At 72.8% G+C, this 11,702-nt stretch carries 14 protein-coding genes; 10 read left to right on the forward strand and 4 right to left on the reverse strand.

Annotated features, from left to right (window positions below; translation table 11 throughout):
- Positions 1 to 198 precede the first annotated feature (198 nt).
- Positions 199 to 552, forward strand: coding sequence for a spore germination protein GerW family protein (locus ACTOQ2_RS43205; protein ID WP_440107731.1), 354 nt, complete (start codon positions 199 to 201; stop codon positions 550 to 552).
- Between the two features lie 215 nt (positions 553 to 767).
- On the opposite strand, the gene ACTOQ2_RS43210 is transcribed toward ACTOQ2_RS43205, so the two are convergent.
- Complete coding sequence (locus ACTOQ2_RS43210; protein ID WP_440107733.1) at positions 768 to 2,051, reverse strand: MFS transporter; 1,284 nt, start codon at positions 2,049 to 2,051, stop codon at positions 768 to 770.
- A 201-nt stretch (positions 2,052 to 2,252) separates the two neighbouring features.
- On the opposite strand from ACTOQ2_RS43210, the gene ACTOQ2_RS43215 reads away from it, so the two are divergent.
- The gene (locus ACTOQ2_RS43215; protein ID WP_440107735.1) at positions 2,253 to 3,158 is read left to right on the forward strand and encodes a helix-turn-helix domain-containing protein; all 906 of its coding nucleotides are present in this window, start codon (positions 2,253 to 2,255) and stop codon (positions 3,156 to 3,158) included.
- Positions 3,155 to 3,940 (forward strand): SAM-dependent methyltransferase, encoded by a 786-nt coding sequence (locus tag ACTOQ2_RS43220; protein WP_440107737.1) that lies wholly within the window; start codon positions 3,155 to 3,157, stop codon positions 3,938 to 3,940. Before ACTOQ2_RS43215 ends, ACTOQ2_RS43220 begins: the two co-directional genes overlap by 4 nt.
- A gap of 115 nt (positions 3,941 to 4,055) precedes the next feature.
- Here ACTOQ2_RS43220 and ACTOQ2_RS43225 read toward each other — a convergent pair whose 3' ends face one another.
- Positions 4,056 to 4,925, reverse strand: coding sequence for an LLM class F420-dependent oxidoreductase (locus tag ACTOQ2_RS43225; RefSeq protein WP_440107739.1), 870 nt, complete (start codon positions 4,923 to 4,925; stop codon positions 4,056 to 4,058).
- A gap of 338 nt (positions 4,926 to 5,263) precedes the next feature.
- Here ACTOQ2_RS43225 and ACTOQ2_RS43230 point away from each other — a divergent pair, with 338 nt between their 5' ends.
- The 5 genes from ACTOQ2_RS43230 (at position 5,264) to ACTOQ2_RS43250 (ending at position 8,620) form a co-directional block, all read left to right on the forward strand.
- Positions 5,264 to 5,398 (forward strand): hypothetical protein, encoded by a 135-nt coding sequence (locus ACTOQ2_RS43230; protein ID WP_440107741.1) that lies wholly within the window; start codon positions 5,264 to 5,266, stop codon positions 5,396 to 5,398.
- Positions 5,395 to 6,177: an SGNH/GDSL hydrolase family protein gene (locus ACTOQ2_RS43235; protein ID WP_440107743.1), complete on the forward strand. Its 783-nt coding sequence runs from the start codon at positions 5,395 to 5,397 to the stop codon at positions 6,175 to 6,177. The genes ACTOQ2_RS43230 and ACTOQ2_RS43235 overlap by 4 nt, the downstream gene beginning before the upstream one ends.
- A 185-nt stretch (positions 6,178 to 6,362) precedes the next feature.
- A complete protein-coding gene (locus ACTOQ2_RS43240; RefSeq protein ID WP_440107745.1) occupies positions 6,363 to 7,265 on the forward strand; it encodes a triphosphoribosyl-dephospho-CoA synthase in 903 nt (300 codons plus the stop codon).
- Positions 7,253 to 7,411 carry a hypothetical protein gene (locus ACTOQ2_RS43245; RefSeq protein WP_440107747.1) on the forward strand — a complete coding sequence of 53 codons (159 nt, stop codon included), beginning with the start codon at positions 7,253 to 7,255 and terminating at the stop codon, positions 7,409 to 7,411. The genes ACTOQ2_RS43240 and ACTOQ2_RS43245 overlap by 13 nt, the downstream gene beginning before the upstream one ends.
- A gap of 300 nt (positions 7,412 to 7,711) precedes the next feature.
- Positions 7,712 to 8,620 carry an alpha/beta hydrolase gene (locus ACTOQ2_RS43250; protein WP_440107749.1) on the forward strand — a complete coding sequence of 303 codons (909 nt, stop codon included), beginning with the start codon at positions 7,712 to 7,714 and terminating at the stop codon, positions 8,618 to 8,620.
- Between the two features lie 59 nt (positions 8,621 to 8,679).
- Here the strand turns inward: ACTOQ2_RS43250 and ACTOQ2_RS43255 are convergent, their stop codons facing one another.
- Complete coding sequence (locus ACTOQ2_RS43255; RefSeq protein ID WP_440107751.1) at positions 8,680 to 9,579, reverse strand: LysR family transcriptional regulator; 900 nt, start codon at positions 9,577 to 9,579, stop codon at positions 8,680 to 8,682.
- An 87-nt stretch (positions 9,580 to 9,666) separates the two neighbouring features.
- Between ACTOQ2_RS43255 and ACTOQ2_RS43260 the strand changes: the two genes are divergently transcribed.
- Entirely contained in the window at positions 9,667 to 10,512 is an 846-nt protein-coding gene (locus ACTOQ2_RS43260; RefSeq protein ID WP_440107753.1) for an LLM class flavin-dependent oxidoreductase, read from the forward strand.
- 55 nt (positions 10,513 to 10,567) lie between these two features.
- Positions 10,568 to 11,416, forward strand: coding sequence for an alpha/beta fold hydrolase (locus tag ACTOQ2_RS43265; RefSeq protein ID WP_440107755.1), 849 nt, complete (start codon positions 10,568 to 10,570; stop codon positions 11,414 to 11,416).
- A gap of 76 nt (positions 11,417 to 11,492) precedes the next feature.
- On the opposite strand, the gene ACTOQ2_RS43270 is transcribed toward ACTOQ2_RS43265, so the two are convergent.
- Positions 11,493 to 11,702 (reverse strand): RidA family protein (locus ACTOQ2_RS43270; RefSeq protein ID WP_440107757.1); only part of this gene is annotated, 210 nt, incomplete at its 5' end.

Below are 11,702 nucleotides of genomic sequence, written 5' to 3' on the forward strand. Positions count from 1 at the left end.
GATCACCGGCCGCCGCCTCACCTCCGGACACGACGAGCAGGAGAGCTGACCGCCCGGGGCTCTCGGCCCCGGAGCCGGTCGTCGGCCGCCGGGGGACCTTCGGCCCCGCGGAGCCCGCCTTCGCCCCTTTCCCGCCGTCGCGTCCCGCACGATCATGGGGGGACACCGGCCACCGGAAGGGCAGACACGATGAACATCATGGAAATGATCGAGCAGGCCAAGGACACCGTTTCGATCAGGCGGGTCTTCGGCGAGCCCATCGTCCAGGACGGTCTGACGATCATCCCCGTGGCCAGGGTCGCCGGCGGCGGTGGCGGCGGCAGCGGCCGCGGGGAGCTGGAGGGCGACCGTCCGTCGGAGGGGGCGGGGGGCGGGCTCGGTTTCGGCGTCACCCCCATCGGGGTGTTCGTCATCAAGGACGCCGAGGTGCGCTGGCAACCCGCGGTGGACGTCAACCGCATCGTCCTCGGCGGTCAGATCGTCGCCATCGCCGCCCTGCTGACGGTACGTGCCATAGCGCGTGCGCGTGCCAGGACGGCGGGGAGGCGGTAGCGGCGAGAGTCCCCGATCAGAAGGGGGGTCCCGGGAGAGCGCCCGGCCACGGCCGTGCAGGTCGCGGGAGGGCGCCTCGGAGGGCGCGGCGGAGAGCGTCCACGCCCGGCCGGGCGTCGTGGGCTCCTCGGCGTGACATGCCGGCGGGCGTCCGGCCCGTGGACGCCCGCCGCCCCTCGCCGCCGCGGCGGGCGGCCGGCTCCGGCCCTGGCGGCTCAGGCGGAGCTCTCCTCGAGGACCGGCTCCCGGGTGACGCCGGGGGTCCGCAGGGTGATCGCGGCGGTCAGCGCCAGCGCGAGGAAGATGACGGCACCGACCGCGCCGACGACGTTGAGCCCGCTGGTGAAGGCGCCTCGTGCCGCGTCGAGCAGACCGGGAATCTCCCCCGCGACCGACAGCGCCCCGGTCAGACTCGACGTCGCCGTCTCCGCCGTCTCGGCGGGTGTGCGCGCGGGCAGATCGGCGGCGAGGACCGAACGGTAGACCACGGTGCCGAGGCTGCCGAGCGTCGCGATGCCCACCGCGATGCCGAGCTCTCCGCTGGTCTCGGACACCGAGGCGGCCGAACCTGCCTTGTGCGGCGGCGCGGCGGCGAGCATCAGGTTCATGGTGAGCGCCATCGGAAACGAGATCCCGGCGGAGGCGAGCACCAGAGCGGCGACGAGCAGTCCGTGACTCCCGGGGGTGACCTGCGTGACGACCAGCAGGCCGAGGCCGGCGAGCGTCAGGCCCAGCGCGGTGACGGTGGCCGCCGGCAGCTTGCGCGCCAGAACCGGGGCGAGCAGCGAGCCGGCGGCCATGGCGACGTTCTGCGGGATGAGCCACATCCCGGTCGACAGCGGTGAGAGGCCGGCGACGTTCTGCAGGTACAGCGTGGACAGCAGGGACAGCCTGGCCATGACGACCCCGCCGCCGAGCCCGATCAGCAGGGCCGTGCTGAACGTGCGGTTGGCGAAAAGGCGCAGATCGAGCAGCGGTTCGGCCAAGGTGTGCTGGCGGCGGACGAAGAGCACGCCGATCGCGAGGCCGGCGGCGATCGCCATGAACGCGACGGGTTGCCAGCCGTCGCGGGCAAGGGTCTTGAGGCCGTAGATGACGGGCAGGATCGCGGCGAGCGACAGGGCGACGCTGAGAAGGTCGATGGGGTGCTCGGGCCGCTCGGGGGCGAACTCGGGCAGCAGCAACGGGCCGACGACCAGCAGCAACACCATGAACGGTACGCCGAGCAGGAACACCGAACCCCACCAGAAGTGCTCGAGCAGCAGGCCGCCGACGAGCGGGCCGAGCGTCATCCCGCCCATGAAGCAGCTGAACCACACGCCGATGGCCAGGCCCATCCGTTGGGGGTCGGGGAACATGTCGCGGATCAGTGCCATCGTCGAGGGCATGAGCGTGGCACCGGCGATGCCGAGCAGGGCTCGTGCCGCGATCAGCATGGCGGGGCCGGTGGCGGACGGCAGGCCGGCGGCGGGCCGGTCGCCGCACGGCCGGCGCGGCACCTCGACCGGGCGGCCGGGGGGGGCGGGCAGCCCTTGACCGGACGCGCCTTCCGCAAGTTTTGTGATCTTGAAATTTCACGGAACGGTATCCGGAATTCCTGGACAGCAGGAGAAAACAAGCAATAGCCTCAATTCCACTTTCCAGGTGATCTTGCCATGGCAAGTCGACGGGGGCGGGGGTTCCCACTGATCATCCGGCGGATGGAGACACTCGGAGGGGATGTGGGCGCTCAAGCGGAGGCCGGCGACATGGCGCGCCAGATCGTCGGCGCCCGGCTCCGGCAGCTCCGGCTCCAGTGCAACCTGACCGCCGCCGAGGCCGGCAAGGCCATCCGTGCCAGCGAGTCGAAGATCAGCCGTATGGAGACCGGGCAGCGAGGCTTCCGCCGGGACGACCTGCGAGACCTCTTCACCCTGTACGGAGTCACCGACCCGTACCAGCGGGAGATGCTGCTGTCCGTGGCGTTCGGCGAGCGCAGGCCGGGCTGGTGGGACAGCAAGGAGCTTCCGCTCGACGCGGCGGTGGTGATGCGCCTGGAGCAGACCGCGGACCTCATCCGCACCTACCAGCCGTTCGTCGTCCCGCCGCTCCTGCAGACCCCGGAGTACGCGGCGGCCGCCTACCGGATGAGCCGGTACCCGGTCCCGCCCCGCCACGTGGAGAGAAGCGTCGAGCAGTTGCTGCGCCGCCAGAAGGTGCTCGCCGGCGCCGACCGGCCCGTGCTGTGGGCCGTGATCGAGGAGCCCGTGCTGTGGCGGCCGATCGCGGGAGTGGAGGCGCACATCCGCCAGCTCATCGCGCTGACCGCCTCGGCCCAGATGAAGGGCATCAGCATCCAGGTGAATCCGATGGGCTCACGGTTCATCCCCGGGTACGGGCCTTTCACGATCTTTCGCCGCGGTTACGGCCGGCCCCAGATGATCGCCGTCCACGGTGAGAGGGAGGAGGTCGCCGAGCGGTCCCTTCGGGAGGAGCACGCCATCACGTTCGACCGGCTCTCGGTCGCGGCCTGCGAGAGCGGCGACACGTCAGCGCTCCTGATGAGGATCTGTGACCGCATTCACGTAATGGACGACCACACACCTTCACCGAAAGGCGCCCAGTGACCCATCCCAGTGACGCATCGCAGGCGAGTGCGGCCCGCATGTATGACGTCATGCTCGGCGGCCAGGAGAACTTCGCGGCGGACCGGGAAGCCGTCAAAATGCTGGTGGCTCATTTCCCGACGGTCCCCGACGCGTGCCGGGCCAACCGCGGGTTCCTGCTGCGAGCCGCCAGGACCATGGCCGACGCCGGTATCGACCAGTTCCTGGACATCGGCTGCGGCCTGCCCACTCCCCCGAACCTCCACCAGGTCGTGCGGAGCGTCCACCCGGATGCCCGCGTGGTGTACGTCGACAACGACCAGACGGTCGTCACGCACAATCAGTCGACGGTGGACCACTCCGGCGTGTTGACGATCCACGGGGACCTGCGCCGGCCGCAGGAGATCCTCGACCACCCCCGGGTGCGGGCCACGCTCGACTTCACCCGGCCGATCGGCGTGTTCACCGTCGCGGTATGGCATTTCGTCACCGGCGACACCGCGCACGACCTCATGGCCCGGCTGCGTGACGCCCTCGCGCCGGGCAGCTACCTGGGGCTGACCCACGCCTGTTCCGACACGATGCCGGAGGATGAGGCGTCCGCCGGGCTGGCGGTGTACGGGCAGACCCGCAACCCGGTCCGGCTCCGCACCACGCGCGAGGTCGGCGAGCTTTTCGAGGGGTTCGAACTCCTCGAGCCGGGACTGGTCCTGGCGGCGGACTGGCGTCCCGTCGACGGCGACCCGTTCCCCGAGCGCGCGTTCGAGGTCGTCGCCGGTCTCGGCAGGATCCCGCCGCGCTGAACCACCCGTGGGCTAACAACGGGTCCGGCCGTGCTGAAGCACCCGTGGGCGAACACCGGGTCCCGCCACGGCGGGGCCCCGGCCGGTCAGGCGGCCGTCATCGCGAAGTGACGTTTCAGCCCTTCCGCAGTCCGAGCGTGCCGGCCGCGGCCGCCAGCGCGGCCAGGTGTTCGTCGACCGAGCCGAGCCCCGCCTTCATGGTGTTGACGGCGAGGTGGGTGGCGCCGGCCTCCCGCCACCGGCGGGCCAGGTCGCCCATCTCCTCGGCGTCGCCCGTCCAGCTCACCCGGCCTTCCATGCCGAGCGCCGAGGGGTCGCGTCCCGCCCGCACGGCGGCCTCCTCGACCAGCGCCCTGGCCTCGTCCAGCTTCGGGCCGGGAGGCACCTGCGGGAACCAGCCGTCGGCCAGCCGTCCGGCACGCCGGTACGCCGGAGGCGACTGCGCGCCGAACCAGAGCGGGATCGGCCGCCGCACCGGCAGCGGCGCGAGCCCCGCCCCGGTCACCCGGTCGTAGGCGCCCTCGAAGGTGACCGACCGCTCGGTCCACAGCCGGCGCATCAACTCCACCTGCTCCTCGACGCGCCTGCCCCGGGTGCCGAAGTCCTGGCCGAGAGCCTCGTACTCGACCTGGTTCCACCCCAGCCCCACGCCCAGCCGCAGCCGCCCGCCACTGAGCAGATCGACCTCCGCCGCCTGCTTGGCCACCAGGACCGTCTGCCGCTGGGGCAGGATGACGATCGCGGTGACCAGTTCGAGCGAGGTCAGCGCGGCGAGATACCCGAAGAGGACCATCGGTTCGTGGAACGTCGACTCTATGTCGTAGACGCCCTTCCAGCCCCGGTGAACCTCCGGGTCCGCGCCGACGACATGGTCATAGGCCATCAGATGCCGGAACCCGAGCTCCTCGGCCCCCTGCGCGTAGGCGCGCACCGCGCCCGCGTCCGCGCCGATCTCGGTCTGGGGAAAGACGACACCGATCTGCATCCATGGCTCCCGTCAACGGTCGGGCGAACTCACCGACCATCATTCCGCGCACGGCGTCGCTCAACCGCGCGCGACACCGTGGTGGCCTGTCCGTAGGAAAAGATCTACACCTGGAGCGGTACGAGGCGACACGCGTTCCCGGCGCCACCCGTTCAGCGGGCCCGCGGACGTGCTTTCCCGCGGGCCCGTCCGACCGCGAACTCGGCTCACGTGCGCGAGGCATATCCTCACGTACGCGACGCATATCCTCACGTACGCGAGGCAGGTCCGGAGTGGCCCGATCGGTCGGCCGCTCCCCGCTCCGAGACGAGACCGCCGCCGCTCCTAGGATGAGCCGCATGCACAATCTCGAACTCGACCGGCGGGCGAGCGACGCCTCGGGGAAGGCCACCGCCACCACCGCCGCCGACGGCGCACCGGTCTGCCGGCCGGCTGTCGCCCACCTCGGACGTGACCCGCGGTGGACCCCATGACGGACTTCGGCTTCGTCGCGCTCGGCGACAGCTTCACCGAAGGGGTCGGCGACCCTCTTCCCGACGGCACGTTGCGCGGGTGGGCGGATCTCGTGGCGGCGGATCTCGACGCGCCCGGCTTCGGCTACGCGAACCTGGCCATCCGGGGGCGCAGGTTCGACGACGTCGTCGCGCAGCAGGTCGACGTGGCGATCGCGATGAACCCGTCACTCGTCAGCATCGCCGCGGGCGGCAACGACGCGCTGTGGCGCGGCTTCGACCTGACCACGATGCGCGACCGCTTCGACCAGGTGGTCGCCCGCCTGCGCGCGTCGGGCGCGGACGTGCTGCTCTTCACCTTCCCCGACCTGAGCGTCCGGCTCCCGCTGCCCCACGTGCTGCGGCCTCGCATCGTCGCGATGAACGACCTGGTCACGGAGGTGGCCGCGCGGCACGGGGCTCACCTGGTCGACCTGTTCGGCGACCGGGCGTTCGACGACCACGGACTGTGGAGCGCCGATCGCCTGCACCTCAACCCGCTGGGCCACCGCCGGGTCGCCGACCAGGTCCTGGCCGCGCTCGGCCGTGCCTCCGCCCCTCCCCCGCCCCCTCCCGGCCCGCCCGCGGCCAGACCGGCTCTGCTCGCCGACCTCCGCTGGGCCTCGGCGCACCTCACCCCCTGGCTGCGCCGCCGCCTGACGGGCCGCTCCTCGGGTGACGGGATCCTGCCCAAGCGTCCCGTCCTGACGGGCGGATTCGAGTCGCCGTCCGGCCCGCCCCCGGACCCGCGGTCCGGCTGAGCGGCTGAGCGGCCCGCCGAGGGCCGCGCACGATCGGCCGGGGGTGGGCCGAGAACAGCGTGGCCCGGTGAGATCGGCTCTCCCGCGGCGAAGACTGCCGGATCGATACCGAACCCTGATCACCGACTGTGCCTTTTTAACATGATTTGAGTTAATTCTTATATATCGCGAGGTATTAACCGGCCATGACCGTCACTGGCCGCGCGCTCGCGGCGGGGGAGCGGACGGCGAGACCCTCCGCGGCCCTGCTCGCCGACCTGGCCGTCCGCGCGCTGTGCCAGGAGGCGTGCCTGAGCCCCAAGCCGGGCCTGGCCGACCGCCGTGGGTGCGGCGCGCACGACGACATGGACCTGCCGCTTCTCCTGGCCTCCGCCCGGGCGCTGCGCCCCATGTTCCGCTCCCTCGCCGAGGCGGCGGAGCGGGCGTCCGCCGGGATCGAACGCCGGGAGGAGGTGGGCCGGCTCAGCCGCGCGGGCGAGGCGGCCATGCTGCGGACCACCCGGGGGGTGAACACGCACCGCGGGGCGGTGTGGTCGCTCGGGCTGCTCGTCGCCACCGCCGCGGGCGCCGCCGACGAGCGGGAGGCCGCCGGCCGGGCGGCCCGGCTCGCCGCCCTTCCCGACCGGTACCTCCCCGCGAGGGCGCCCTCCCACGGCGAGCGGGCCCGGCGGCGGTACGGGGTGCGCGGCGCTCGCGGCGAGGCCGAGGCCGCCTTCCCGCACGTCGTCGAGGTCGCCCTGCCGCGGCTGCGCCGGGCCAGGGCCGCCGGGCTCCCCGAAGAGGTGGCCCGGCTGGACGTGTTGCTGGCGGTGATGAGCCTCCTGGACGACACCTGCGTCCTGCACCGCGGCGGCCCCGAGGGCCTGCGCGTCGTACGGTCCGGTGCCGGGCGCGTCCTGGCCGAGGGAGGCTCGGGCACGGCCCGCGGCCACGCCGCCCTCGCCGAACTGGACGAGCGGTGCGTCGCGCGGCGGCTGTCGCCGGGCGGGAGCGCCGACCTGCTGGCCGCCGCGCTCTTCCTCGACATGGTGCCGTGGCCGGAGCCCGTCACCCGGGCCGGACGGAAGGTGTTCCCGTGCAGACGCTGAACCACGGGTTCCCCGCCGACCGGCCGGCCGCCCGGCGAGCGCACGTCGGGGTGGTCGGTTCGGGGGATCCGGAGGTCCTGACGACCCAGGAGCGGGCCGCCGCCTCCCGGCGCGTCCGCGAGGCGCTCGCCGCCCGATGGCGGTGACCGCGCGGGTCGCGCTCTGCGTCGCCGGGGTCGCCGGGGTCGCCGCGATCCCCCGGCGTCCCCTCGGCGTCCCCTGTGGCGATGCCACGGGCCGCCTGCTGCGCGACTCCGCCGCCGTCCTCGACAACCTCGCCCGTGGCATCGCCACCACGGTGAGATGGCGCGACGTCATCGCCCTGCCCGGTGAGCTCGGCACGCCCCTGTTCGTCCGGACGCCCCCGGGGGGACGTCCTCGCCAGGATCGCCCGGGCGCCGCTCACCGGCACCCGAAGATCGCCCATCACGTCAAGGGGGAGAAAGATGAGATCCGCACGCACCTGCCGGCGGCTCCGGGAGATCGCACCCGCGGTGGCGCTCGCCGCGGTCGCCGCCTCCGCGGTGGCGTCGACGGCGACCGGCACCCAGACGGCCACGGCCGTCAGGGCGTCCACGGCGGCGCACGGGTCGCCGGCGCTCACGGCCGAGCCGTTGCCCTGCCGGTCGCCGGGCCGCGTCAAGCCCACGGTCGTCCTGGTGCACGGCGCCTGGGCCGACACCTCCAGCTGGAACGGCGAGGTGAGCTCCCTGCAACGAGCGGGCTACGTCGCGCGGGCCATCCCCAACCCGCTCCGGAACCTCACCGGCGACGCCGCGTCCGTCGCCGACTTCCTGAGAACCGTTTCCGGCCCGATCGTGCTCGTCGGGCACTCGTACGGAGGCTCGGTGATCACGAACGCCGCCGCGGGCGTCCCGAACGTCAAGGCCCTGGTGTACGTCGACGCGGCGGCGCCCGACGTCGGGGAGACCACCGGCGGGCTCAGCGGCCGCCGCTCCGCCCTCTCCGCCGATCCCGCCTCCCTCTACGACATGGTGTCCTACCCGGGCGCGCCCCGGGGAGCGACGGACCTGTACCTCAAGCAGGACGTCTTCGTCCGCTCGTTCGCCTCGGACCTGCCCAGGGACACCGCGGCGCGCCTGTGGGCCACCCAGCGCCCCGCCTCCACCAGCGCGTTCACGACGCCGTCGAAGGCCGCGGCGTGGAAGACGATCCCCTCCTGGTACTTCATCAGCACCGGCGACCGGATCATCACCCCGTCCTCGGAACGGTTCATGGCCCACCGGGCGCGCTCGAAGGTCACCGAGTTCCCCGGCGGCTCGCACCTGACCCTGGTGTCGCACCCGGACGCGGTGACGGCGGTGATCGGATCCGCGATCTGCTCCGTCCGCTGAGCGGCCGGTCGCCCGATGGCCGTCACATCCGTCTGCCGGTGGAACACGGGGAGGTCGCCTCACCGGCCGCGTTCGAGGTCGCCGGCGATCTCGGCGGCCAGCCGCGCGGCGCGAGCGGCGAGAGGCGAGGGAGTGCGGTGGGCCTGGCGCACCAGATAGATCTCCCGCGGGGCTATCGGCGGTCGTAGCGCGTGGACGCTCAGCGCCTCGTCGGCCGCGGCGCCGGCGGCGTGAATGACGAGCCAGGGAAGGATCACCGAGCCGAGACCGGTCCGGACCATGGAGAGCACGGTTTCGTTGCCGGCGGCGCGGAAGACGATCTCGGGGTGGACGCCGTTGCCGGCGAGGGCCTCCTCGAGCGCCGGCTGCGCGCAGTCGGGTGGCCAGGCGACCATCGGCGCCCCGTCGAGCTCTGCCAGGTCGACATGCCCGTCGGGAAAGCGTCCGCGGGGGGACACCAGGTGGTACGGGTCACGGAGGAGTTCGAGGTGCTCGACGTCGGTGCCGGCGATGCGGTGGTCGTGGAAGAGCAGGTCGACCGCCGACAGGTCCGGGGATCCCGGCTCGTCCTCGGAGAGCCGGATGTCGCAGCCGGGGAACTCCTCGCGGAGCCTGCGGACCAGAACCGGCAGGAGCGTGTTGGACACGCTCTGGAAGGTGCCGATCGTCAGGCGGCCTTCGCCGGCCTTGAACCGCTCGATGGCGGTGCGCATCGCGTCGGCCCTGGCGAGCAGCTCCGCGGCGTGCGTCAGCGTCACCTCGCCGAGCGGCGTGAGCCGGACCCGGCGCGGGCCGCCCGGACGGTCGAAGAGGAGGCCGCCGACCGCGCGCTCGAGGGCGGCGACGTGCTGGCTGACGGTGGACTGGGTGTAGCCGAGCCGCGATGCCGCCCTGCCGAAGGAACCCTCGTCGACGACAGCGGTGAGGGTGACCAGATGTCGAAGCTCCACGTTCGCCACACCGGCCACGGTACTTCGCCAAACCCGATCATAAGCATCGAGAACCATCGCTTTTCACGATGGAGAAGGAGATCTAGCGTCGATGGCATGCCTGCTCATCACCGATCGGCGTTGTGGGTCCCGCTCTTCGACGAGCTGGCCGACCCTCTTGTGGTGGCACGACTCGCGGCCGAGGCCGAGGAGGCCGGCTGGGACGGGTTCTTCGTGTGGGACAGGCTCACCTGGCCCGCACCGGTCGAGCGGGTCGCCGACCCGTGGATCTCGCTGGCGGCGGTGGCGACGGCGACCGGCTCGCTGCGGCTGGGCCCGATGGTCACGCCGGTCGCGCGCCGCCGGCCCGCGAAGCTGGCCCGGGAGACCGTCTCGCTGGATCAGCTCAGCGGGGGCCGGCTGACGCTGGGCGTGGGACTGGGCGGCGACGTCTACGGCGCGGAGTTCGCACGCACCGGCGAGCAGGTCGACGATCGGGTCCGGGCGGAGATGCTGGACGAGACGCTGGGCATCCTCACGTCCGCCTGGTCAGGGCGCCCCGTACGCCACCGCGGACCGCACTACGTGATCGACGATCTCGCGTTCCTGCCCGCGCCGGTCCAGCGGCCGCGCGTGCCGATCTGGGCCGCGGGCTACGCGGGTCGCCGCAGACCGCTGCACCGGGCGGCGCGTGTCGACGGGTTCTTCCCGGTCGAGCTGCGGCACCCCGACCAGCTCGCGGAGATCGACGAGACGATCCGCGGCCTGCGCCCCGATCCCACGGCGCCCTACGACATCGCGGTGCCCCTGCCACCCGGTGCCGATCCCGCCGCGTACGTCGCCGCCGGCGCCACCTGGTGCCTGACGGAATTCGAACCGGAGGCGATGACGCTCGACCACGTGCGCGGAGTGCTCGGGGACGGCCCCGCCGTCCCGGCCCCGGAGGAGGTCGCATCCTCATGACCACCGCAACGCGAACGGCGGTCCCCGGGGCGCGCGGCGCGGGAAGGGACTCGTCGTGACCGAACGCATGATCACGGTACGAGGGGTGCGGCTGTGCGCCGAGTCCTTCGGCGACCCGGGCCGGCCACCGGTGCTGCTGATCATGGGGATCGGCACATCGATGCTGTGGTGGGAGGACGGCTTCTGCCGCGAGCTCTCCGAGGGTGGAAGGTTCGTCATCCGTTACGACCATCGCGACACTGGCCGGTCCGTCACCTACCCGCCCGGGCATCCGGGCTACGACTCAGGAGACCTCGTCGAGGACGCGGTCGGCGTGCTCGACGCCTTCGGAATCCAGGCGGCGCACCTCGTGGGGGCTTCCGCGGGAGGCGCCCTGGCACAACTGGTGGCGCTCGACCATCCCGGCCGGACCAGCACCCTCACCTTGATCAGTACCACGTTCGCCCTGTCCACCCCTCGCGGTCGCGATCTGCCCGGGCCGTCCCGCGAGTTCACCGGGTTCCCGCGGGAGGCACGGCCCGGCTGGACGGACCACGAGTCAGTGATCGACCACCTGGTGAGCTACGCGAAGATGCTCACCGGTGGCCGCCGGCCGTTCCCCGAACGGCAGGTCCGGGAACTGGTGCGAGCCGACGTCGGCCGCGCGCACGACCCCGCCTCGGCGCGGAACCACGACCTCCTCGAGGACGCGCCCCGGGACCGTCCGCCACTCGCGAGCATCCGGGTGCCGACGCTGGTGGTGCACGGTGCCGCGGACCCGATGTTCCCGCTCCCGCACGGACACGCGCTGGCCGAGGAGATACCGGGCGGGCGGTTGCTGGTCCTGCCGGACTCCGGCCACGGCGTGGAACGCGCCGACTGGACCGCCCTCGCCTCGGCGATCCGCGAGCACACCGCCGGTTAGTCCCGACGCCGGTTGGCCGAGGGCCGTGGGCGGGTGTCAGGCCTGGGCCGGTCAGGACGGTGGTGGCGCGGCCGCGTCACGCGACGGCGGTCCCCTCCAGCTCGACCATCAGGTCGGGGATCGCCAGCCGTACCACCCCGAGCATCGTGGTGGGCGGTGCCGCCCCTGCGGCGCCCAACCGCGACGCCAGCACGCCGTAGTGCTCGAAGAGCCGATCGACGTCGGTGGTGTGGACGTTGAGCCGGACGAGGTTCGCGAGGGACATGCCGGCCTCGCCGAGCACGGC

It is taken from the genome of Streptosporangium sp. H16, assembly GCF_051918855.1.
Lineage (GTDB): Bacteria > Actinomycetota > Actinomycetes > Streptosporangiales > Streptosporangiaceae > Streptosporangium.

What these genes read in the sequence shown, in the direction of transcription:
- ACTOQ2_RS43240 (WP_440107745.1), top strand. Translation starts at nt 6,363, where the DNA reads ATGACCGTCACTGGCCGCGCGCTCGCGGCGGGGGAGCGGACGGCGAGA.
- ACTOQ2_RS43215 (WP_440107735.1), top strand. Translation starts at nt 2,253, where the DNA reads ATGGAGACACTCGGAGGGGATGTGGGCGCTCAAGCGGAGGCCGGCGAC.
- ACTOQ2_RS43205 (WP_440107731.1), top strand. Translation starts at nt 199, where the DNA reads ATGGAAATGATCGAGCAGGCCAAGGACACCGTTTCGATCAGGCGGGTC.
- ACTOQ2_RS43260 (WP_440107753.1), top strand. Translation starts at nt 9,667, where the DNA reads ATGCCTGCTCATCACCGATCGGCGTTGTGGGTCCCGCTCTTCGACGAG.
- ACTOQ2_RS43250 (WP_440107749.1), top strand. Translation starts at nt 7,712, where the DNA reads ATGAGATCCGCACGCACCTGCCGGCGGCTCCGGGAGATCGCACCCGCG.
- ACTOQ2_RS43235 (WP_440107743.1), top strand. Translation starts at nt 5,395, where the DNA reads ATGACGGACTTCGGCTTCGTCGCGCTCGGCGACAGCTTCACCGAAGGG.
- ACTOQ2_RS43230 (WP_440107741.1), top strand. Translation starts at nt 5,264, where the DNA reads ATGCACAATCTCGAACTCGACCGGCGGGCGAGCGACGCCTCGGGGAAG.
- ACTOQ2_RS43225 (WP_440107739.1), bottom strand. Translation starts at nt 4,925, where the DNA reads ATGCAGATCGGTGTCGTCTTTCCCCAGACCGAGATCGGCGCGGACGCG.